This window comes from Neptuniibacter sp. QD72_48 (genome assembly GCF_047778065.1).
GTDB lineage: Bacteria > Pseudomonadota > Gammaproteobacteria > Pseudomonadales > Balneatricaceae > Neptuniibacter.
On sequence record NZ_CP180547.1, the window covers coordinates 1,587,158 to 1,609,680 of the forward strand.

A 22,523-nucleotide genomic window follows, 5' to 3' on the forward strand; every position below is an offset into this window, starting at 1 on the left:
TCTAAAAGATTAAGGGTAAGTAATGCAGTTAGTAACCATGACCCCAATCCGCAGTCATTTGAATCTGCGTCAGGGGGTGAATGAAAGAAGTGCTGAATATAATCGGTTCCTTTCGCAGTTAGATGGTGTGTTGCAAAAGCGATTGGTAAAACAGCTCGAAGGTTCCGGAGATCTATCTAACCGCGTTGCTGTACAGCATCATAATCAGGGCAAGGCTTACACTAATACTGGCTCTGACGATCGAGACACTTTGTGTTTATTCACTCACACTAAAGCGATCACTGCTCAGCTTAGTCTTGAAGCGAAGGTCTATAGCAATACCTTATCCGTAGTGACAGTTACTATGGAGATGGACTATGTGGTTGCAACACTCGAAGATATCGCCCAATCCTTGAATGATGAAATTAGCCTGCCTTCGGAAAATTCTAACTATCAGGATCGAATCACAGCTCTGTGTAACTCAATTGTAAAAGCTCGTCAGAAAGCTGATGGGCATGTTTTACTTTCAGAGATCTATCAACTCCTCGATGACGATACTGAACTAACACTAGAGCTATTTGCCCAAGCCCAATCAACCTATCTTATTTCAAAATATTATCGCAATGAGCTTTATCCAGCGCTTCGTGATCTGCCTAAAATGATTCAGGTGAACTATCTGGAAGCTTTGGGTGATTTCTCTGGCTTTAATGATATTAAAGACACCGATGGCTCTAATGTCGATCAGCCATGGAGTTCCCGCTTACTGCGTTTAGATCTGAATGAAAGAGAAGGGAATGAGTCGTTAATTAAGAATTGGTTGGCTGAAACACCGCATCCTGAGCACGCTCAAGAGATTCTGGATCAAGATAGAATGGATTCCTTAGTGTGGCTCAACTATGTGTTAGTGGATGAGATCGATGAAAAGAACAAGCCTCTACGTCACAAGTCAGACTACAAGTTAGAAGCTATGGGATTAGCTCAGTACTTTTATGCAGTACAGCATGCCTGTAATTCCAATCTTTATATGGCGATCTCGGATACCTATTTAGAGAGTAATACCCATGTCGCTGAAGATATCTTGGCAGGGGTGCGGGCGACGACCCGTATGCATATCAGTGATTATCATGAGAACTGCCAATATCTCACCCGAGTTAAAAAGTTACTGCTCGAGAATATCCTAGCTGGCTGGGATTATGATCAGATGGTTCAGAATTCTGAGCGACTGATTGAGGTTTGCTCCAGTAAAATTAAGGATATACATGCCACCCGTTCTGAAAAAAGCAGTTTTTACACCGATCTGATTCTTGTCGCGATCGGTTTTATTAGTCTCTTCGATCTGGCCATTACCATCTCTGAATACAGCCGCACTTATACATCTAATGCGGCGCTAGGTTATAGAGATGAACAGCCCTCTAGTTTCTTGAGTGGTGTGGCTAATATGGAAACTGACCTGCTTCTACTGAGTAGTGTTGTCTCAATCATCCTTTTATTTGTTGTTTACTATGTTGCGAAACGTCGTTAAATCTTTTGTTGTCATCGCCTTGTTCTTGAATGCGGCGGTAGCTAGCCCTTTTCAAACGCAACCTGTTTATACCTCTGATTGGAAACCATTTGTTAATGGTGAGGACGAGGAGAAAGGTGTTGTTTCCCGAGTGGTACAGCTCGCCTTTTGGGAGATGGGATTGGAGGCTGAGCGAACTAGTCTAGATTATTACTTCAGCTATAAATTAGTAAAAAATCAGCAGGTTTTACTGAGTTATCCCTATTTCAGAACAGATCAGCGCTCGCAAGAGGTGCTTTTCTCTGATCCGCTTATGTCTGTAGAGAATGGTCTTTTTTATAACTCTAAATGGCAGCAATATTCAGGTAAATCTATCGATTTTAGCCAGCAGAAGGTGGGTAAAGTCGCTGGTTATAGTTATGGTGCTGAAATTGAACCTTTATTGAAAAGCGCTAAGGTATTTAACACTGATCTTCAGGCGTTAACTGCATTATCCAAGGGTGAAATTGATCTATTACCAGCTAGTATTGAGGTTGCGCAAGTGATGTTACATAAGCATTTTCCTCATTTGTTACATGAGTTTAAGTTGCTCGAAAATCATCGCGGTACAGACAGTGTTCATCTAGTGGCTAGCGCTAATGATGAAGGTCGGGAATTTATTCAGCGCTTTAATGCGGCGTTAGCGCGTTTAAAGTCAAAAGGTATGATTGAACAGCTGCTGACCTCTAATGTAGATGTTCAAGGTAGTGGTTATGTTCGGCTTGTACCCGCGGAAGGCTTTCCTTTAATTACTGGCTATGAGGTGAATGCACAAGGGGATAAGCAGTTCTTTGTTATTCCTCAGGGTAGTAGGGCGACGGTGTTAGCTTGGCATGATGTTGTTTTAAAGCCGCATGCCACTGAAAAAGTGTTTGATGGCATGATGAAGTATTCTCAGGTGAAGGTGGTCGATGGACCACATGCGGGTCGATCACTTTTCGTCAGAAACATGCATCTAGAGGTAGAGTAGTGGTTTCAGTCACATTAGGTTGGCTTGGGACAATACTTTATCTGTTGGCTCATGCTTGGCTTTCCTTGCTTAAGAATAAAGCCTCTTATCATTACTATCTGGCCAATTTAGTTGCCGCAATTTTGGTTGCGACATCCTCATACCTGATAGCATCTTGGCAGGCGGTCGTGATTAATGTGTTTTGGGCGCTGGTTAGTTTTGCTGCCATGAAAAGCTATGTATTGCCACGTCTGCCTTTCAGTAATGCGCAATTATATGGACTACTGGGCGTCATGTTTTTGGCAGGAGCTGGTGGCTTACTGTTTGCGTATGCTCAGCAAGGAATGGCTATCTTAGCTTGGAGTTCATCTATTGCTTATTGCTTAGGCTACTGGCGATTTTCTGCAGGGCGGTTAAGTCAGCAGTCCTACTATCTCGTCAATACTTATGCGGCGGTGATGTTGTTGCCCCAGCTTTATACCGATGCAAACTGGCCGGTATTAGTGTTACAAATCGTTTGGGCCTCAGTCTCATTGTGGGGCTGGTATAAGGGACGAGAAGGTTATGTGCTGTCTCCTTAATTTCTCATCTGTTGGCAGCTTTCTTTTTATATGGGTAAAACATGTCTGAACCAAATACACCTCAATTAGATATTGATGAACTAGCGCGAGAGCACTTTTACCAAGTGTTATACGGACGTAGGGATGTACGAGGTCAGTTTTTACCGAATTCTATACCTGACGATGTGCTGACTAATATTCTACATGCTGCACACCATGCCCCATCGGTCGGTTTATCACAGCCTTGGAACTTTATTCTGATTCGTGATGAGGCTAAGCGTCAGCAAGTTTTTGATGCTTTTCAAAAAGCTAATGATGAAGCTGCAGAAATGTTTAGTGGAGAACGACAAGTTCAATATCAAGCATTAAAACTGCAAGGCATACTCGATTCACCTCTGAATGTTTGTATCACTTGTGATCGAAAGCGAGGTGGTCCCGTTGTGCTTGGCAAGACCCATCAGGCCGAAATGGACTTGTATAGTACTGTTTGTGCGGTACAAAACTTTTGGCTTGCTGCAAGAGCAGAAAATGTAGGGGTAGGCTGGGTGTCTATTATTGATAGGAATGTATTAGCTAATTTGCTTGAGCTCCCAGAGGGCGTGGTTCCTGTCGCTTATTTGTGTGTGGGTTATGTCTCAGAATTTCTGAAAAAACCGGAGCTTGAGTTGGCTCAGTGGGAAAAACGCAGCCAATTGGAGGACATGATCTTCACTGATAGCTGGGGAAATAAAACTTAGCTTCAGCTGAGCCGGTGTTAAAGAAAGTGAACCTTGCTGTTTGAAAAATGATCTATATTGATTATATCGCCGTTTAAATTGATACATATTTAAACGGTTTATAGGTTGACCGCAGGGAGGTTCGATATGCGTTTCGTCCTCAATTTGACAGTCGTTGTCACTTTGCTTACCTTATTTGTACCGCCAGTGAGCGCGCTTGAGGTGAGAAGCACAAGCGCACAGTTTTCTCCGTTGATAGAGCGGATTGTGCAGGCCAAGATAGTGCCTGTTTTTAAGCAGTTACCGGATAAAGATCAGAAACTTTTAGCCCCGGTTGAAATTTCCGTAGTTGAAAATCTTCGTGCTGCGGGTATGGCGTTGGCTATCGATGACACGCCTCCTTTGATTATTATCAATGACCGATTTCTAAATGGGCTGTCTGCTTACATAGAAGCTTATTTACTCTCTCTAACTTTGAATCGCCCCGAGTTAGTCGAACAATATTTCAGTGATTACTTCTGGCGTCATCACCCATCCTTTGTTGGTCCTCTACCAAAATTACCTGCTGATTGGCTAAGTGCCTCGGCGGAACAAAGAGAGCAGATTCAAGTAGAGCATGAGCGTCTATTGGAAAGTGTGATTGTTGATGTTCTGCTACACGAGATGGGTCATCATGCAGAACATGCCTTTTACGGATTTCGCGCATCGCAATATGTAAGAGAGGATAATGAGCGTCTAGCAGATGATTGGGCGGCTAAAGTTAAAGCACTGCACTTTGCGCCGGATGATGCTTTAGGGCGCTTGATCTCTATTGGGTATATCTTTGAACAAGATCGCTGGGCGGCACTAAAACGGGATGATTACTATCCAAGGATGTTGTCAGGTGTTGCGGGTCATTTGCCGATCTTGTGTGAAGATGCAACCGAAGCATCTAAACAGCATTTCTGTAATCAGCTTTATGACAACATCAGTAACTACTTTTCCAAAAAGGTGGTTGATACCTATGCTCAGAGAAGGGAGAAGGGTGATACGTTTGCAAGCTTTCCTATGGGTCAGATTCATTTAGCGAAGAATAATTTTGTGGATGCCTGTAATTACTTCAATGAGAGCCTTATTTACGGTCAGGTTGCTCGAGCTGCAATTTATGTAGGTTGGTGTTATCAAAATGGTTATTTAGAACCTTCGCCCCCAGACGCACAAGTTTTAGCTATGACAAGAGTCAGTTATGGTTTCTCCGATAAGAAAATTATCGCTGGAATGCTCGATTCTAGTAGATCTCAACATTAGAGCGGGTTAGTGTTGCGATATTGTTAGGTGCTTGGTAATTTCTGCACCAAATTTGATTGATAGATTTAGGAGAACATAATGGCACGCGCTACAGCTCGACATATCCTTGTAGATTCAGAAGCACGTTGTAACGAACTGAAAGCAGAAATTGAAGGTGGTTTGGACTTCGCTAAAGCTGCACAAGAAAATTCAACTTGCCCATCCGGTGCTCAAGGCGGCGATTTAGGTTCTTTTGGCCGTGGCCAGATGGTTCCAGAATTCGATACAGCAGTTTTCACCGGGGAAGTGGGTGTTGTTCAAGGGCCAATCAAAACTCAGTTTGGTTACCACCTACTAGAAGTGACAAGTCGCGAAGACTAATACAAGTTTAAACTTGTAACTTAAAGACTTATAAAGTGCCGTTATGCGGCACTTTTTTGTATCTGGATATTTATATTTAATCCTTGGATGCTGGTGTTATGCTGAAAGTGATTGTTACTGTAATCTCGCTCTTAATTGTTGCTGTTCTCATCTTATTTGGATTTAAAGCCTTTAAGTCAAGAACCGGTGAACCGGCAGGAATTGTTGATAGTCGTTTAACTAAATGCAGTAGTAAGCCTAATTGCGTATGTAGTGAATTTTCGGGTACAACCCATTACATAGAGCCTTTGGCGTTACCCGCCAATGTTAAGGATTCAGATGCTGTAATAACTGTTCTAATTAAGGTTATTGAAAGTTCTGGTGGTGTGGTTAAGAGCATTATTAAGGAAAACCGATATATCGCTGCTGAGTTTAGCAGCCGTATACTTGGGTTTGTAGACGACTTTGAGGTTCGAATCGATATGGAAGAACGCCTTGTACACTTTCGCTCAGCATCGAGAGAGGGCTATTCTGATTTTGGTGTAAACAAAGCTCGTGTTCAATCTATTATCTCTGAGTTGGAGAAAGAGATAACGAAGATCAAGGAGTAAGCAGATGCATAAGGTATTGCTCGTCATTATGGCAATAGTGCTCAGTGGTTGCGGGACAAAGTATGGCTTTAGCTATGTTAAACCCGAAGTTGAGAATAATGCAGTTGTGTATATCTATCGACCTGAAGCGCCTAATCCAGGTAAGCAGCCGCTGGGTTGGAAGTACCCCGAAGTATTTATCGATGGTAAAAGTTTTGGGTTGTTAAAATTAGAGAAGTACATTGTTGTTGAGCTTGAGCCCGGTATGCACGAAATTCTATTCACCGGGCTAACAGATAAAGCGAAATGGGAAGAGCGAGATTTTAAACGTAAATTCTCAGTTCATCATACCGAGCAGAAGTACCTTAAGTTTCAGGTGAGATACGACCCTAATACGATGGGGTTGCTAGAAAAAACCAAGTACCAATTATTTCTCACCCCTATGAAGCATGACGATGCGATCTACGAGATCAATAAACTAAACCTTCAGTAAAATTGCCCTAAAAAACTGCACTGCCGGAGCTAGCTGGCTAGCTCCGGTAGGTTAGCGAAGTAATCCAATGCATCAGGATTGGCTAGCGCATCTTTGTTGGAAACTGTTTCCCCTAAAATTACCTTTCTTACAGCCAGCTCAACAATCTTCCCGCTGATGGTTCTAGGGATTTCAGGCACTTGGATTATCTTGGCTGGTACATGCCTTGGCGTGGTGTGTTGGCGGATTGTCTGCTTAATTGTATTGCGTAGACAATCGTCAAGCAGAGTTCCTTCAGACATAACCACAAAGAGGACTACGCGTGTATCGTTTTCCCAGGGTTGGCCTACGCATAAAGACTCAATCACCCCGTCAACTCGTTCAACTTGACGATATATCTCAGCGGTACCAATTCTTACACCGCCTGGATTGAGTACCGCATCCGATCTGCCGTGAATAATCATGCCACCGTGTTTGGTTATTTCTCCGTAATCACCATGGGCCCAGCGGTTCTTGAATTGGTTGAAATAGGCATTTTGGTATTTTTCACCATCAGCATCGTCCCAAAAGTAGATAGGCATCGATGGGAAGGGGGATTTGCAGACCAATTCCCCTTTCTTCTGAGTAACCTCTACGCCGCTTTCATCAAAAATGGCGACATCCATTCCGAGGCCTAAGCATTGCAACTCACCCTTATGGACTGGGAGTATTGGGCACCCTAGAGCAAAGCAAGAGATGATATCTGTACCGCCCGATATTGAAGCCAGCAAAAGATTGGTTTTTATTTTGCGATAAACATAATCAAAACTTTCGTGGGCTAGTGGTGAACCCGTAGATAATATCGAGCGCAATTCAGAAAGCTGGAACTCTTCTTTTGGTGTGACGCCTGCCTTTTCGAGTGCTGCAATATATTTTGCACTGGTGCCAAACACAGAGACCTTTTCTTTATCTGCCATATTCCACAAAATAGAGGGAGAGGGGGCAAACGGTGAGCCGTCATATAATGTGATAGTACAACCACAGGCCAGACCGCTTACCAGCCAATTCCACATCATCCAGCCGCAGGTTGTGAAGTAGAAGAGATTATCATCCCGGCTGATATCTGTGTGTAGTTGATGTTCTTTGAGATGTTGAAGGAGTGTGCCACCAGTGCTATGAACAATGCATTTAGGTGTACCTGTGGTACCAGATGAGTACATAACGTATAGGGGATCAGAGAACTTAACCGGCGTAAAATTGACTTCGGATGCGTTACTATCGATAAAGTCGCTAAGTACACAGGCGTTCTTTATCTGGCTGAACTCAGGTGTTGGTTCATCTAGATAAGGTACAAAGACGAATGCTGTGTTTTCACTTAATTGCGAGGCTATACCTGAAATTTTTTCTAAACAGTCAATCCGTTTGCCGTTATACAGGTAGGATTGGGTCGTAAATATCACTTTGGGTTTTACTTGGCCAAAGCGATCGATGACACCTTGCACACCAAAGTCAGGGGAACATGAAGTCCAAATGGCACCAAGCGATGTCGTTGCTAGCATAGCTATAACGGTTTCAGTGATATTAGGCATGAAGCCAGCGACCACATCTCCCTTTGTAATACCTGCCTTTTTGAGGCCAGAAGCGTATTGAGCAACTTGGTTATAGAGTTCTTGATAGCTAATTTCTGAGCGTTTACCCGCTTCATTGTAATTAATGATGGCGGTGTTTTGATCCCGATACTTTAAAAGGTTTTCTGCAAAGTTTAATTGGGCTTCAGGGAACCATTTTGCACCTGGCATTAGGTTTTCATTTAACAGGTATGGGGCGTTCCCCGTACTACCTATGACATTGCACTGTTCCCAAATGTTGAGCCAGAAGCTTTCAGGGTTTTCTATAGACCAGCGGTGAAGATCTGAGTAGCTATCCAGCTTGACCGAACAGCTTTTGTTTATGTTTTGCATAAACTGATATAGCTGAGATTGTTCGATTTGTGCTTGGCTCGGGCTCCACAATGGCTGTGTCATATACAGTTCCTAATTGAATCAATGTCTATAAGACAGAATAGATAATAAGGGTTTACCTGTATATGGGTTGAGGCTGAAATATTTTTTAGTTGGTTTGTTGGGGAGGGGTGATGGAGAGCTATAGGGAGAGTAAGCCCTGCCATCTATAGATGACAGGGCTGATTATTAGCGCAGGAAGTTTTTGCTGATATCGCGGAACGCATCAGTTCCTGACTTTTGCATCCACTCAAAGGCAACCATCTCACGGCTAACAACGTGTATGCCTGCGTGGCGCATACGATCGAGCGCGAGTGCTTTATCTTCAGGGCTGCGCGAAGACACACAGTCCGCCACTACATACACTTCTCGTGCTTGTTGTTTTAACTGAAGTGCTGTTTGTAGAACGCAAACGTGCGCTTCCATGCCGGCAATAATAACTTGGTTAGGGCGGATGGAATTGATCTTCTCGTTACAAGCAGGTTCCGACATACAAGAGAAAAACTCTTTTTCCATAATGCCTTCTGTTGGGATTAACTCAGCTAATTCCGAAATCGTATGGCCCAAGCCTTTAGGGTATTGCTCACTGGTTAAGATCGGTACGTTAAGTTTGTTTGCAATCGCTGTTAACCAGATTGTATTTTCAATCAGTTCTTCTTTTTTATGGATTGCGGGTACCAGTTTATCTTGAATATCGATGATCAGCAGACAAGATTTATTCGGGTGTATAAGCATGCGAAATAGCCTTATTTTTATGCTGGTTCTAGCTCATTGCAGCATTGTACGTGTTCGAGGTTAGTTGCTGGAATCAAAGTCTCCAGCTGATCTTCCTCATAATAATGAGGCCAGATCTCTTTCACAATGGCGCCATTAGTCGCGAGCGTATGACAGGTATCAAGCATCGGTGGCTTTTTGCTACCGTCCTGCCAGAAGTTCTCAAGTAGTTCTCGCTCTTGATGAGTAGATTGGAAAGCCGCAGTAGCCAGTGGGCCTAACAATTCAAGCAGGTGAGTACATCCTTTACGACCACTAAACAGTTCTTTGGTCTGTTTGGTAAACCCAGGCATGATTTGTAGCCCAATCAACTGGGTATAGGCATCTGAGATAGACTTGCAGCTTTCGAATGGAGTGTCATCCATACAAGCTACGGCATCTAATATGTTTAGGTCCATATCGACAGTAATTCGCACAGCCATACCGTGTAAGGGCGCGCCAGCAACCAAAGTGCCGTCATGACCGTAGTGATCCATGTCGAAGGTTTTTGTGTCAACAAGATGGGCTTCAATATCCCATAGGCCATCTTCTCTTTTGTAGCCTTCGCAAACGACTTTGCGGGTATGTTTAAGCGTACGATTAACGGGTGCTGGTAAAGGCATAATTACTGCTTTTTATGATAGTAAAGGGCGGTACTTTAAATGCGGCTATTCTAATGTGAAAAAGTTAGAAACACAGTAAATAATCCTAAATAAGCTTAGGAAATGGAGTTTTTTAGACGAAAGATAGGTTTGTTCTAGATAAAAATAATTCAGGGCAGTCGATGCTGCCCTGAATTACTAGAAAGGTAGATGATTATTCGTACATTGCTTGCATGGATTCCTGAGTCCATTCAAGGCTGGCCCGGTAAGCTTGATCGTACAGGGTGCCGTCTAGATCCATTGGTAAAAGATCCCAATCACCATTTTCATAGTTCACTACATTCCTTAAGACTTGGCCAATTTCACCTTGGCCAAGACTAACGGCATTTTTGATGTCATCGCCTAGTGGAACTTGCTCCAGCATAGTTTCACGTTCAATATCTAAAAGGGCATGTAGTCCTGACATCATGCCAGCCATAAAGTAGCTGCCATAGTTGCTCTTCTTCTGTGCTTGGGCTATCTCTTCGCACATGCGGCCACGAACCAATAAACTTCTAGAAAGCTCTTCTGGTTTCTCTTGATTAGATGACATCGCAATCAACGTCGCCCATTTTTTAACTTGCTCTAAACCAAGCAGTACAATCGCTTCAGCTACAGATTCTACCTGTCTAACTAGGCTGTAGCCTGCAGAGTTCACGATACGTAACAATTTATAGGTTAAGGCTGGGTCACGGATGATCAGCTCTTCAAGTTTTTCAGGTGTTGCTTTAGGGTTTTGCAACTCTTGGATTAGCTGCATCAATGCAACTTGGCTGCCTTGAATTTTTTTACCCTTGATCACCTTAGGCTTACTTAAAAAGTGGCCTTGGAAAAGTTTGAAGCCAAGATTTATGCAGGTTTCTAGTTGTTCATGTGTCTCAATTTTTTCAGCGAGAAGAGTCACTTTATGAGGACGTAATTGTTGAACCTGTTCTTTGATTTGCTCAGCACTCATTTCAAAAACATCGACTTTTACGATTTGTGCTAGTTCAAGCAGTGGGTCGAATTTTGAATCGTATATGAAATCATCCATAGCGATTCGGTAACCTTCGCTATGAAGGGCTCTGACAGCTTCGATAACCTCTTCGTCAGGTTCGATGTCTTCCAATATTTCCAAAACGATGTGTTTTTTAGAAACTTCCGGTAATTTTTGCTCGACAAGGATATCTCTAGTCAGATTGATAAAAGCCGGTACTCGTTTTAATTCCCCAGCATCAGAAATGCTAGTGTAGGCATTGAGTAGGACTTCACCCGTAGCTTCGCTAGTTGAAAATAGCGCATGTCCTTGGGCGTCTTCAGTTCTATATAGAAGCTCATACGCAACTACTTTCTGATTTCGATCAAAAATAGGTTGGCGAGCCATTAGCACTTGAGAGTTTTCAGACGATTCCATAAAGGTGCTTGGTCCTTGTGCAAAATAAGAAAAAGCGGAATGCCCTCAGTGTATCACCTACAGGACATTTGTTTCATAAGAAAATGCAGTTGTTCTATGTAAAAATGGGAATAGAAGCTGCTAGTAATAGTCGCAAGCCAGCATTCACGTTCTCCATGCAGTATAATAGTGTACTTTTACAAATTCGGGATGTACCAATGAGTATTAATTGGTTTCCAGGGCACATGCATAAAGCCCGGAAAGAGATCGCTAAAGTAATGGATGAGGTAGATGTAATTATTGAAGTGCTTGATGCGCGCCTGCCTCAATCCAGCGAAAACCCATTGGTTAACACTTTGCGTAAGGGCAAGCCAGCGTTAAAGCTCCTTAATAAGAGCGATTTGGCTGATGATAAAAAAACGCAGGAATGGATCGATTACTTTAATAGTCTTCCAGATACTCGCGCTATATCGCTTGATCATACACAAAAGAAACTGATTAATAGAATTGCTGAGATTTGTAAGCAGATGGCACCGTCTCGCTCAGAATCTGGACGTCCAGTGCGTGCCATGATTATGGGGATTCCTAATGTTGGTAAATCTACGCTAATTAATGCCTTGTTAGGCAAGAAAATTGCCAAAGTGGGGAACGAGCCAGCTGTTACTAAAAGCCAGACTCGCTTTACCACACGTAATGGTATGGCGTTGTCAGACACACCAGGCATTTTGTGGCCAAAAATTGAAGACGTAGATTCGGGTTATCGATTAGCAGCAAGTGGTGCAATCAAAGATACGGCCATTGAACATGAAGACGTGGCGATATTTGCCGCAGGGTTCATGCGAGATGATTATCCTGATCGATTAGTAGAGCGTTTTAAATTTAAAGAGATGCCGGAGCTTGCGGAAGGTGTTTTGGACGAAATTGGTCGTCGAAGAGGGTGTTTGCGCCCAGGTGGTGTTGTTGATCGAAATAAAGCGTCAACGTTGCTCTTAAATGAAATACGTTCGGGTAAACTAGGTAAATTAAGTTTTGAAACTGTTCTAGAGTGGGAAGAAAAACGCCGTATCGCTGAACAGGAAAGATTAGAGCAAGAACGATTAGAAGCAGAAGCACAGGCGGCTGCGGAAAAAGAAGGTAGTAAGTAATGGCACGTTTAAAGAAAAGCCGAAAAGCAAAAGGCTTTATTCCAAATGAAGGCCCAACACGAAATGAGCGTTTGGCTGATCCTGATAGTTACGATAGCAGACGACGCAAAGCTAAGCAGGAAAAGAAAAAGAATCAATCGGTATTTGAAAAAAAGCGTCAAGCTGATGACAGCTCCACAAGTAAGAAGCAACCAGAGCGTAAAACTAGACTGGCTGATAAGATTCGTGAACTAAATAAATCCAAAGAAGAGAGTGCTGAATAGCGCTCTCTTTTTAGTTGTAAGTATTGTAAAGCGGGTTGTCTGTTTTATTAATCTAACGGATAATTATTCTCATTTTTATTTAGCTGTAAGTTGCTGGTCATGAAATCTCTGTTTAAATATTCTCTTTTAGCTGTCGCTATTTCAGGCGTTCCTGTTTTCGCGGCTAACGACCTGGATGTTGGTACTAAGAAAACAGTAGCGGCACATAATCAAAGCCAACAATCACAAAAACGCATCGATAATATTGAGCAGAGCACTCAAGTTGCAGTTGATGAATATCTCACCAATGAGCGTCTGTCGGATGTGACCGAGGCATACAATGCGCAAGTGGCTTTACTGATTGAGTCGCAGAAAAAAGAAGTTTTAGATTTGGAAGCGCAAATCGCCTCTATTGAAGAAACGGATAAGGCCGTTTTACCTATGTTGAACCAGATGGTTGAAACATTAGGTAAATTTGTGGCGCAAGATACACCTTTCTTACAGTCGGAACGTAACGAGCGTTTAGAGAAACTTGAGGCGCTCTTGCTTCGCGCTGATGTCAGCGTGGCAGAGAAGTACCGTCAGATTCTTGAGGCCTATGCTGTTGAAGTACAGTACGGTCGAACATTTGAATCGTATAAAGGTGCACTCGCTTCAAATAATGGCCAACAGGTTACGTTCCTGCGTCTAGGCCGAGCAGTACTGTACTACCAGTCGCTAAATGGTGCTGAAAGTGCGCTATGGCAGCCTTCTTCACAGTCTTGGCAGGCGCTCACTGATTCTCAGAATTTAGAACTTACTAAGGCTATTCAAATCGCTCGGCAGCAGCAGGTGCCAAGTTTGTTAAATCTACCACTGCCTAAACTGGAGCGATAATTATGTTGAAACAATTCGGTTTAGCCGCAGTCCTTGGTCTTAGCTCGCTAACAGTATTCGCTGAAACTGCGCCGCTTAAAGGTTTACTTAACGACGTAAAACAAATTAGCAGTACCGATACGGCGATCAACCGCCAACGTGAAGCAGAATTCAATGCTGATTTAAGTAAACAAAAAACGCTGCTGGCAAAAAGTAAGGCGCGTTTAGCCGCTGCTGAAGCAGAGCAGGAACGCTTAAAAGCTGAGTTCGATGCCAATGATGAACAGCTTGCTGAATTAGAAGCAGCACTACAGCAACGTTCTGGCCAACTAGGTGAAGTGTTCGGTGTCGCCAAAGAATCAGCATCTGAACTCGTGCCAGTTTTGATGGATTCAATGACCAGTGCTGATAACCCTGGTCGTTTAGATCAACTTTCATTTGCTGATTCCAAACGTGTGCCCAAGCTTCAGGACCTACAAAGTCTTTGGTACCAGTTACAGCTAGAAATGACAGCCACTGGTGAGATCAAGCAAGTTACTGTGCCTGTTGTGAATCGGGAAGGTGTTACTGCTGATACACCAGTGTTACGTATAGGCACCTTTGCTGCAGCTACTAATGATGGCCAGTTCTTACATTGGGATCTTCAGCAGCAAAAACTGTCGGTTTTAACGACTCAGCCAAGTGCTGGTGCTCAACAAGATATCATCGATTATCAAAATGGTAATGGCGAGGATGTATTGATTGATCCAAGTCGTGGTCAGTTATTTGCGTTGTTGGATCGTATGCCGAAGCTTGTCGAGAGGCTTCATCAGGGGGGTGAGGTAGGCTACATCATCATGGGTTTGGGCTTGATTGGTTTGCTGGTGGCATTCTGGCAAATGATGCGTATGACCAAAACTGAGCTGCAGGTGAGAAAGCAATTAGCACAACCTACGCAACTAATGGATAACAATCCCCTTGGGCGAGTACTGCAGGCAGTTAGTCGTTCGAAACTAGGCTTAGATCAGCTAGAGATGAAAGTTGATGAGCTGATTCTTAAAGAAGTACCAAAAATCGAGCAGGGCCAAAGCATCGTTAAGCTTTTAGCTGCCGTTGCTCCGCTTTTGGGTCTTTTAGGTACAGTGATCGGTATGATCGCGACCTTCCAGAGTATCACCCTGTTCGGTACCAGTGATCCCAAGTTGATGGCGGGTGGTATCTCTCAAGCATTGATGACAACCGTTTTAGGTTTGGTTGTAGCTATACCGTTGTTGTTCTGCCATAGCTATTTGACCAGCAGAAGCCGTCGCATCACTCAGTTGCTTCAAGAGAAAAGCTTGGGCTTGTTGGCGACTGATGAATCTATTGCAAAAGAAGAGAAGAGCACTCATGTGGCCTAGTCTTCATGATTGGATGTTTGCCTTAGGGCAATTTTTCCAAACCGGAGGGTGGGTGCTCTATCTGATTCTATGGGTAAGCTTTCTTATGTTCACCCTTATCCTTGAACGTATCAGCTATAGAGTATGGGCTTACCCCAAGCAGAGAGCCTCATTGTTAGATTATTTGCAAGGGCAAGGCTCGCCAGTTAAAAAATTGAGTGCTGTTTGTGATCTGGACTTAGCTTTGAAAAGCCAATTTCAGATGATCAAAAACCTAATAACTTTATGTCCGTTGATTGGTCTGCTAGGCACGGTGACTGGCATGATTCAGGTATTTGACAGCCTTGCTCTTTATGGCACAGGTAATCCGCGAATGATGGCCGCTGGTGTGGCAAGTGCAACATTTCCAACAATGACGGGGATGGCAGTGGCCGTAGCTGGTTTACTTTTTTACAACCGTTTATCTAGATGGTCTGAAGCGGAAAGAAACCGCTTGCGCCGAGTGTTACATGAGGAGTCTGCAGCATGAGACAGCGAGTCAATTTAACTCAACAGCAGGATGATGCAGAGATCAATATGACACCTATGTTGGACGTGGTGTTCATTATGCTGATCTTCTTTATTGTATCCACTTCGTTTGTGCGTGAGGCAGGCATCGATGTTAATCGCCCTACAGCACAAACCAGTGAAAGTCAGAGCAAAACGGCAGTTTTAGTCGCGATCTCTGCAAACAATGAAATTTGGGTCGACCGTAAGCCTGTGGATGTACGTATGGTGCGCCCTGCGATTGAGCGTCTGAAAAGCGAACAATCTGAAATCAACGTTGTTATTCAAGCGGATGAACAAGCGACTACAGGTCAACTGGTTAAGGTGATCGATCAGCTGCGTTTGGCTAATGTGAACTATACATTGGCTACTCAAGCAGGTTCGCAATAATGCTGCGTGCTTTAGTCGTTGCCCCAGGAGGCCTGTTATTAGCCATATTGCTTTTTTATGCATTGGCTATGGTTTCGGGTATTGGCAAGCAGGTAGAACCTGAAAGTGTCTTAACGCCTGATCTGGACTTTTTAATGGTTCGCCAGGAGAGTGATGTCGAGGCGCGTAGCCGTGAATTACCGCCAGAGCCGGAAGAGATCGTTCCAGAAGCTCAGCCCGAAATGCCACAGGTGCAACAGCAGGTTGTGCCTATTACCAGTACGCCTGTGACGGCCGTTGATATTCCAAACATCGATGTTGGAATTAGCGTCGCACTTTCACCATCGCTAAATAACCTAGCTGTACCGACGCCTGAGCTGGTTTTAGATACGAATCCTACCGCAGTGAGCCAGGTGCCGCCTAGTTACCCAAGAAGGGCATTGCGCCGTAAAGTTGAAGGTAGTGTGACGGTGGAGTTTTTGGTGACTGAAGCTGGCACAGTTAAACCAGACACTATTAAGGTTATTGAATCTAATCCAAAAGGTACCTTTGATAGCGCAGTTATTAAAGCGATTAAGCGTTGGCGTTTTAAAATCAAAACCGTAGACGGACAAGCGGTCAAGTTTAAAGCGCGTCAGGTTTTGGAATTTAAACTCGATAAGTAAATAGAACAGTTTAGAAAAATGTTGCGATCATTAATTACAGTTTGTTTTTTGTTGTTTGCTCTCCAGGGGCATGCGGCGAAGCCTGCTCTATCTGCTTATGAGTATAAACAGCTAAATGCTGCCTTTAAATCAATGGAGGCGGGGCAGTGGAAACAAGCGAATCAGCAATTGTTGGCTGCTGAGCAAAAGGTTAAGTCTGATTATGCTAAAGCGCTTGTGCAGCATAATCTTGCTCAAGTTGCTCTCCAGCAGGAGCGCTATTCCTCTGCAATAAAGTATCTGAAAGCTACCCAAGCTTTAAAAGCCTTGCCTGATGCACAGCAGATTAATCTATTGCGCACTCTAGGGCAGCTTTATTGTATGCAGGAAGCTTGGAAAAGCTGTGTTTCTAATCTTCAACAATGGATGGCTAGTCCTGGGGTTTCGGTAAAAGCGAATGATCATCTGATGATGGCTCAGGCTTATAGCCAACTGAAGCGTTGGAAGTCCCTTTTACCGCACATTACTAAAGCGATTCGTTACAAAGGTATCGCGCCAGAAAGCTGGTATCAGCTGAAAATAGCAGCACATATTGAGCTTAAGCAGTGGAAACAGGCAGCTAAACAGCAGCAAGTTGTAATTCAACATTATTCCTCTAACCCTAAGCAATGGCGTCAGTTGGTTTCTCTGCAAATACAAGCAGGGGATCGCAAATCTGCACTGGCTACTCAGCGATTGGGATATGAGCGGAAGTTGTTAGTGTCAGGCAAAGATTATGAATTACTCGCGCAATTAATGCTTCGTTCGGGTATTCCTTATCATGCCGCTAGAGTGATCGAGCAGGGTTTCCAGAAAGGTGTGATCAAGCAAAACGCTAAAAACTTAAGGTTGTTAAGCAGTGCTTGGATTCGCGCGCAAGAGAAGCCTAAGGCGATTAAAGTGCTTTCGAAGCTAAACAGTATCGCACCAAGTGAGAAAGTATCTTTACAGCTGGCGCAGATTCAGCTGCAAGAGAAACGGTGGAATCAAGCAGAGAAAACGCTATCTAATCTGTTGACGCGCAAACCTAAAAAAATAGCTCAGATTAAGTTAATGCAGGGCATCGCTCAAATCAATCAAAAGCATTTTGAGCAAGCGAGGATATCTTTAGCAGCAGCAGAAGGTGATGCTAAGTACGGGAAAATGGCAGCGAATTGGATTCGGTATTTAGATCAGATGGAAATGGATCTTCAGGCGAAAGGATGAACCTATGACATCAGCACCGGTTAAAGCCCTTGAAGGGATCAAGAATTTTAATCCTGCGCGTATTCTCTTGATCGAGGATGATCGTGAGGTAAGTAATTCTGTGTCTGAGCTTCTCAAAAAGCAAGGCTACCATACGGTTCAAAGCTTCACCGGAAGGGAGGGTTTGGTTACCGCTATAAATCAGAACTTTCATCTGATTCTGCTAGACAAAATGCTACCTGAGTTAGATGGTTTGGAAGTCTTGCAACGTCTTCGCAAGTATCGTGATACGCCGGTTGTTATGCTGTCAGCTTGCGGTGCTGAGCAAGATCGTATCCAAGGGTTTAAGGGCGGTGCGGATGATTATCTTCCCAAACCGTTCAATATGACTGAGCTCTTGCTTCGGGTTGAGGCGTTACTTCGACGAAGTAAACCTAACAAAATTGATAAATCCGATGGCGTTTTAGCAGACGGTGCTATTAAGCTAGACTCCAAGAAAAAATGTTTACAGTCAGATAACGGCGATATTGAACTGACACCGATCGAACATGATCTTTTAAAAACATTTATCACCCATAAAGATGAAATACTGACAAAGCCTTATCTTTATCAGTTAATTCTGAGTAAGCCTTTTAGTCGTTACGACCGAAGTTTAGATATGCATGTTAGTAATCTTCGCTCGAAGATGGCTGGACTTGTTGACGAACAGAAGATCAAAACGGTTCGTGGTCAAGGATACTGTTATCAATGAGCCGGAGATTATTCTGGCAGCTTAGCTTTAGCTTATTAGCTGTATCATTGATTATCTTTTCTAGTCTTCACCATCTCTCATATGAAGTGACTATTGGGATGACTGAAATATCTGAAGATAGTCAGGAGAGGTTAAAATCCTTAGCCAAGGAAGCTAGTGAGCGATTTGAAACTGAAGGCGCTAAATCTGTGCTCCAGCTCACAGAGCAAATCGAAAAGGATTTAAATACCTGGTCTGCATTAGTAACTGCAGATAACACCATTATCTCTAGTCAACCCATTCCTGAGGCTTTAAAAAGCAAAATAGGTTTTCAGCGTTATGTGTACTGGCCAGTCCATGAATTCATGGAAAATGTGCTCATTGGAATTCCTTTAGAACAGCAAACCGGCACCTTTGTAATTGAGCTGCCAAGAGGGATGTATCCAAAGGTAGATACTGATCTGGTACATAGCCTACTGACCATTGTAATTCCTTCTTTCATCATTCTGATTTTCTGCTGGATAGCCTATAGATACCTAATGCGCCCTTTAGAAGCTTTAAATCAGGGCACTTTAAAATTAGCTTCAGGCGACCTTTCTGCACGTGTGTTGCCAAATCTACCAGATAATCGTAAAGACGAATTAACCCAAGTCGCCGAATCTTTTGACAGTATGGCTGCAAGGGTAGAGCGTTTGGTTAATTCTCAGAGACAGCTTTTAGGTGATCTATCGCATGAGTTGAGAACTCCGCTGACGCGAATCGGGCTAGCGATTGAGATATGCCGGGGTGATCGAGAAAAATCTAAGGAGCTTTTACCTAGGCTTCAACGTGAAGTAGATCAAATGCATCAGTTGGTTGAAGATGCATTGACCCTAGCATGGCTAGATGGAGATCCAGAAGTGGAGCTAAGTGAAGCGTTTAATCTAGCTACCTTGCTGGATCTGATATGTGACGATGCACTTTTTGAATACTCTGGCCGAACACTAATCCGTAACTATGCTCAAACTCTGAACGTTTCAGAATCATCGCAACAAGCGCTATCTCAAGCATTGGAGAACGTGGTAAGAAATGCGATGAAATATAGCCCATCTGATCAACCAGTTGAGCTAACTTGCTCTGAAAAGGGTAATGAGCTGAATATCTGTGTATCTGATCGGGGGCCAGGTGTGCCCGAAAATGATCTTGTTAAGATCTTCGACCCTTTTTACCGTACTGATAAGGCCCGTAGTCGTGATGTTGGCGGGGCTGGATTAGGTTTAGCTTTATGCCAGCGGCAAATTCAAATGCTGGGTGGTTCTATCAAGGCGAGCCTGAACCCATACGGTGGGCTGGATATCAATATCAAGCTACCTCGTTAAATAAAACCCTCCAAATATTAGTGTTATTTTTGTAAGAAGTGTAAATCTTGTAACTGCTACTTTATATCTAATGAATAATGCACTCGATTCGCATTTAGATTAAGTGGTATGAATAATGAAAACGCATATTTGCGCTAAGAAATTGCCATTGGTTTTAGCCATTGGTATAGCAACTCAAACATGGGCAGATTCGTCAGCAGTTGAAGGTCAAAAAGTACAAGTTTGGGGTACTCAGATCAGTAATGCTTCGACGATGTTGAGTGATGATATCGAGATTAAACAAGCAGACCATCTGAGTGATCTGCTTCGAGATCAGGCTGGTGTAGATATTGGTGGTGCCCATTCCCTTAATCAGCGAATCAATATTCGTGGTATGGAAGACTATGATCTTGATATTACGATTGATGGAGCAAAGCAGAACAACAACGTTTACCACCATATGGGTAACTTGTTAATTAATGCGGATATTCTAAAAGCTGTTGATCTTCAGGTAGGTACTAACTCTGTTTTGACTGGTGGTCTTTCAGGTGGCGTCGCTTTTGAAACAAAAGATGCAAAAGATCTTTTGCGTGATGGTCAGCAAGTAGGCGCACGTATAAGTGCTGGCTATGCTAGCAATGATTACCATAATTATTCTGTTACTGCCTATGGCCAACTAAACGATCAGTTAGACGCCATTGTTTACTTCAATGACGTAAACCGCGACAACCCGGAAGATGGCGCAGGTGTTGAAAGCGTTGGTAATGACGGTGATATTAAGAATGGCTTAGTTAAGTTTGGCCTTGATATTAATGAGTCTAACCGCATCGAATTGAGTTATGACAAGTACACTGATGAAGGTGACTATGCGCCTCGTGCTGATATGGGCGCTGCGACTAATTCATCAATCACAGGTACGACTGTATACCCAACAGAATTTGAGCGTCAAACAATCACTTTAGGTTATGAACTTGATCTTGGTGACATGCTGAACCTACGTGCCACTGTCTACGAAAACGACATGAATTTATGGCGTGATGAGGACGATAACACTTTTGCAACCTACCGTTATCGTGAAGGTGAAGCGAATCACCGTGGTGTGAATGTTCTTGCTGAATCTATTATTTCGGGTGAAGAGCTTACGCATAATGTTCGCTATGGTTTTGAAGTTTATCGTCAGAAAACAAAACTGCAGGATGACTCTGTTACTGTAAATACAGAAAAAGCCAAGTCCTACGCAGTGTATGTAGAAGATGAGATTGAATTCTCTAATGGCCTAGCGTTGACTCCAGGCGTTCGCTATAACCGTTATAAACTTGATACAGCGGTATCTGATGAAACATTCACTGAAACAACATTTGGTTTGAATGCTGTTTATCCTCTGACTGACGCTTGGTCTGTGCGAGCGAGTGCTACAGAGCTTTTCCAAGGGCCTAATTTGTCCGAGGTATTTGTTCCGGCATCAACTGTCGAAAATAACGAATTGAAGCCAGAGACGGGTTTAAACTCGGAAATGGGCATCACATTTGAAGATCGTCAACGTTTTGGTTTGGATCGATTGAATTTTGCTTTAACCGTGTTCCGTACCGATGTTGATGATTACATCGATGATGGTAGTAATGCTCTGCAAAATATTGGTGACTACCGTATCCAAGGTTTTGAAACTAGCTTAGGTCTGAGTAAAGGTAACTTCGATGCTCGCTTTATCTATGCTCACTCAGAATCAGCTAATGATGTCACGGACGAGCCATTAGGCCGTCAAGTGGGTGATAGCATCTCTTTGGGACTTGATTACCACATGCCAGCACAAGATCTAGCGGTTAACTGGACCTCGCTTGTAACGATCAAAGAAGAGCACTTTGATAAACCATCTTATGATGTACATAACATCTCCGCTCGTTGGACACCAAAGCAGGTTGATGGTCTTAATCTGACCTTCGGCGTAGAAAATATCTTTGATGAGCATTACACATCCCATGCTTCACGTATCGGTGACAGTTTTCACCCTCTATTTGGTGATCTTCACCTAAACGATTACGAGCCTGGCCGTAACTTTAAGTTAACTGCGGCTTATACGTTCTAATCTATCCCTTCCCCTTCAGGGATTTAAGGTGGCAGCGCTCTACGAAGTAGGGCGCTGCTTTTCTGTAAAGATTGTAACGATATTAAAGCCTTATAAAGAGAATCGTTTATCGTAATGGTTTTGATTCTCTTTTATCTTTCCAATGAACCAGATCCTTACACAACAGCCAAACGTGAAGACTCAGCTCAAGTCTAAATCTCAGCCTAAAGGAAAATCTAATCGGTTAGTCCGTTGGCTTCATAGTTATACCTCTATGTTCATGCTCGTGATCATGCTGTTCTTCACTGTCACAGGCATTACGTTAAACCACCGAAATTGGTTTGAAAGTGCTGATGCTCCGAAACAGTTAATGGTAGATATGCCAGATTCTCTTTTAGTCGAGAGGATATGGGATACAGAACCACTTGATCAGGCTAATCAGCTGCGTAAATGGCTTAGTTCTGAGCATGGCATCTATGGCAACAAAGTAAGTTACGAATGGGAAGCAGAGGAGCGCTTCCTCGTTATCGATATTAAACGCCCAGGTGGTTACAGCATCGTCGAAGCCGATGTGGGGGCAGGCGAGGTGCTAGTAGAACAACAAAATTACGGTGTTGTTGCGACGTTAAATGATCTTCACATGGGGCGTTACAGTGGCGAGCTTTGGCGCGGATTTATCGATATTTCCGCACTGCTCATGCTGATTTTTACTTTAACTGGCTTTTGGTTAGTCATCCCGCAAAAGAAAAAGCGTAACAAGCTCTTTGCAATGAGCCTAATAGGTACCGGCTCAATGGCGCTTGCTTACGTTTGGCTTTTGATGGCTTAAGGAAT

The 22,523-nt window shown here is 43.3% G+C and carries 24 protein-coding genes; 20 read left to right on the forward strand and 4 right to left on the reverse strand.

What is annotated here, in order from left to right; genetic code table 11:
* Positions 1–22 precede the first annotated feature (22 nt).
* The 8 genes from ACMXYX_RS07050 to ACMXYX_RS07085 all read left to right on the forward strand — a co-directional run bounded on the left by ACMXYX_RS07050 (position 23) and on the right by ACMXYX_RS07085 (position 6,453).
* On the forward strand, positions 23–1,501 hold the full coding sequence (locus ACMXYX_RS07050) for a hypothetical protein (RefSeq protein WP_415906687.1): 1,479 nt from the start codon (positions 23–25) through the stop codon (positions 1,499–1,501).
* The gene (locus ACMXYX_RS07055; protein ID WP_415906688.1) at positions 1,482–2,489 is read left to right on the forward strand and encodes a substrate-binding periplasmic protein; all 1,008 of its coding nucleotides are present in this window, start codon (positions 1,482–1,484) and stop codon (positions 2,487–2,489) included. Before ACMXYX_RS07050 ends, ACMXYX_RS07055 begins: the two co-directional genes overlap by 20 nt.
* Complete coding sequence (locus ACMXYX_RS07060) at positions 2,489–3,049, forward strand: CBU_0592 family membrane protein (protein WP_415906689.1); 561 nt, start codon at positions 2,489–2,491, stop codon at positions 3,047–3,049. Before ACMXYX_RS07055 ends, ACMXYX_RS07060 begins: the two co-directional genes overlap by 1 nt.
* 41 nt (positions 3,050–3,090) lie before the next feature.
* Positions 3,091–3,765, forward strand: coding sequence for a 5,6-dimethylbenzimidazole synthase (bluB, locus tag ACMXYX_RS07065; protein WP_415906690.1), 675 nt, complete (start codon positions 3,091–3,093; stop codon positions 3,763–3,765).
* A gap of 126 nt (positions 3,766–3,891) precedes the next feature.
* Entirely contained in the window at positions 3,892–5,031 is a 1,140-nt protein-coding gene (locus tag ACMXYX_RS07070) for a hypothetical protein (RefSeq protein ID WP_415906691.1), read from the forward strand.
* A 78-nt stretch (positions 5,032–5,109) separates the two neighbouring features.
* On the forward strand, positions 5,110–5,391 hold the full coding sequence (locus tag ACMXYX_RS07075) for a peptidylprolyl isomerase (RefSeq protein WP_415884976.1): 282 nt from the start codon (positions 5,110–5,112) through the stop codon (positions 5,389–5,391).
* Between the two features lie 98 nt (positions 5,392–5,489).
* Positions 5,490–5,981, forward strand: coding sequence for a DUF1499 domain-containing protein (locus tag ACMXYX_RS07080; RefSeq protein WP_415898041.1), 492 nt, complete (start codon positions 5,490–5,492; stop codon positions 5,979–5,981).
* Positions 5,982–5,985: 4 nt separating this feature from the next.
* Positions 5,986–6,453: a DUF2846 domain-containing protein gene (locus ACMXYX_RS07085; RefSeq protein ID WP_415884315.1), complete on the forward strand. Its 468-nt coding sequence runs from the start codon at positions 5,986–5,988 to the stop codon at positions 6,451–6,453.
* A 29-nt stretch (positions 6,454–6,482) separates the two neighbouring features.
* On the opposite strand, the gene ACMXYX_RS07090 is transcribed toward ACMXYX_RS07085, so the two are convergent.
* From ACMXYX_RS07090 to ACMXYX_RS07105, 4 genes are all read right to left on the reverse strand, one after another.
* Positions 6,483–8,435 (reverse strand): acetoacetate--CoA ligase, encoded by a 1,953-nt coding sequence (locus ACMXYX_RS07090; RefSeq protein WP_415906692.1) that lies wholly within the window; start codon positions 8,433–8,435, stop codon positions 6,483–6,485.
* 165 nt (positions 8,436–8,600) lie between these two features.
* On the reverse strand, positions 8,601–9,146 hold the full coding sequence (locus ACMXYX_RS07095) for a hydrolase (protein WP_415906693.1): 546 nt from the start codon (positions 9,144–9,146) through the stop codon (positions 8,601–8,603).
* Positions 9,147–9,163: 17 nt separating this feature from the next.
* The gene (locus ACMXYX_RS07100) at positions 9,164–9,787 is read right to left on the reverse strand and encodes a DUF2889 domain-containing protein (RefSeq protein ID WP_415884318.1); all 624 of its coding nucleotides are present in this window, start codon (positions 9,785–9,787) and stop codon (positions 9,164–9,166) included.
* 193 nt (positions 9,788–9,980) lie between these two features.
* On the reverse strand, positions 9,981–11,198 hold the full coding sequence (locus tag ACMXYX_RS07105; protein ID WP_415884319.1) for an EAL and HDOD domain-containing protein: 1,218 nt from the start codon (positions 11,196–11,198) through the stop codon (positions 9,981–9,983).
* A gap of 17 nt (positions 11,199–11,215) precedes the next feature.
* Between ACMXYX_RS07105 and ylqF the strand changes: the two genes are divergently transcribed.
* From ylqF to ACMXYX_RS07165, 12 genes are all read left to right on the forward strand, one after another.
* The gene (gene ylqF / locus ACMXYX_RS07110; RefSeq protein ID WP_415906694.1) at positions 11,216–12,322 is read left to right on the forward strand and encodes a ribosome biogenesis GTPase YlqF; all 1,107 of its coding nucleotides are present in this window, start codon (positions 11,216–11,218) and stop codon (positions 12,320–12,322) included.
* Positions 12,322–12,585: a hypothetical protein gene (locus ACMXYX_RS07115; protein ID WP_415906695.1), complete on the forward strand. Its 264-nt coding sequence runs from the start codon at positions 12,322–12,324 to the stop codon at positions 12,583–12,585. The genes ylqF and ACMXYX_RS07115 overlap by 1 nt, the downstream gene beginning before the upstream one ends.
* Before the next feature lie 99 nt (positions 12,586–12,684).
* Complete coding sequence (locus tag ACMXYX_RS07120) at positions 12,685–13,440, forward strand: DUF3450 domain-containing protein (RefSeq protein ID WP_415898046.1); 756 nt, start codon at positions 12,685–12,687, stop codon at positions 13,438–13,440.
* Positions 13,441–13,442: 2 nt separating this feature from the next.
* Positions 13,443–14,798 carry a MotA/TolQ/ExbB proton channel family protein gene (locus ACMXYX_RS07125; RefSeq protein WP_415898047.1) on the forward strand — a complete coding sequence of 452 codons (1,356 nt, stop codon included), beginning with the start codon at positions 13,443–13,445 and terminating at the stop codon, positions 14,796–14,798.
* Entirely contained in the window at positions 14,788–15,306 is a 519-nt protein-coding gene (locus ACMXYX_RS07130; protein WP_415898048.1) for a MotA/TolQ/ExbB proton channel family protein, read from the forward strand. The genes ACMXYX_RS07125 and ACMXYX_RS07130 overlap by 11 nt, the downstream gene beginning before the upstream one ends.
* On the forward strand, positions 15,303–15,713 hold the full coding sequence (locus ACMXYX_RS07135) for an ExbD/TolR family protein (protein WP_415906696.1): 411 nt from the start codon (positions 15,303–15,305) through the stop codon (positions 15,711–15,713). Before ACMXYX_RS07130 ends, ACMXYX_RS07135 begins: the two co-directional genes overlap by 4 nt.
* On the forward strand, positions 15,713–16,357 hold the full coding sequence (locus tag ACMXYX_RS07140; RefSeq protein ID WP_415884326.1) for an energy transducer TonB: 645 nt from the start codon (positions 15,713–15,715) through the stop codon (positions 16,355–16,357). Before ACMXYX_RS07135 ends, ACMXYX_RS07140 begins: the two co-directional genes overlap by 1 nt.
* 48 nt (positions 16,358–16,405) lie before the next feature.
* Positions 16,406–17,581 (forward strand): hypothetical protein, encoded by a 1,176-nt coding sequence (locus tag ACMXYX_RS07145; RefSeq protein WP_415906697.1) that lies wholly within the window; start codon positions 16,406–16,408, stop codon positions 17,579–17,581.
* A gap of 4 nt (positions 17,582–17,585) precedes the next feature.
* A complete protein-coding gene (locus tag ACMXYX_RS07150; protein ID WP_415898051.1) occupies positions 17,586–18,311 on the forward strand; it encodes a response regulator transcription factor in 726 nt (241 codons plus the stop codon).
* Entirely contained in the window at positions 18,308–19,648 is a 1,341-nt protein-coding gene (locus ACMXYX_RS07155) for an ATP-binding protein (protein ID WP_415906698.1), read from the forward strand. The genes ACMXYX_RS07150 and ACMXYX_RS07155 overlap by 4 nt, the downstream gene beginning before the upstream one ends.
* A 115-nt stretch (positions 19,649–19,763) precedes the next feature.
* A complete protein-coding gene (locus ACMXYX_RS07160; protein WP_415906699.1) occupies positions 19,764–21,710 on the forward strand; it encodes a TonB-dependent receptor domain-containing protein in 1,947 nt (648 codons plus the stop codon).
* A gap of 172 nt (positions 21,711–21,882) precedes the next feature.
* Complete coding sequence (locus tag ACMXYX_RS07165) at positions 21,883–22,518, forward strand: PepSY-associated TM helix domain-containing protein (protein WP_415906700.1); 636 nt, start codon at positions 21,883–21,885, stop codon at positions 22,516–22,518.
* Positions 22,519–22,523 lie beyond the last annotated feature (5 nt).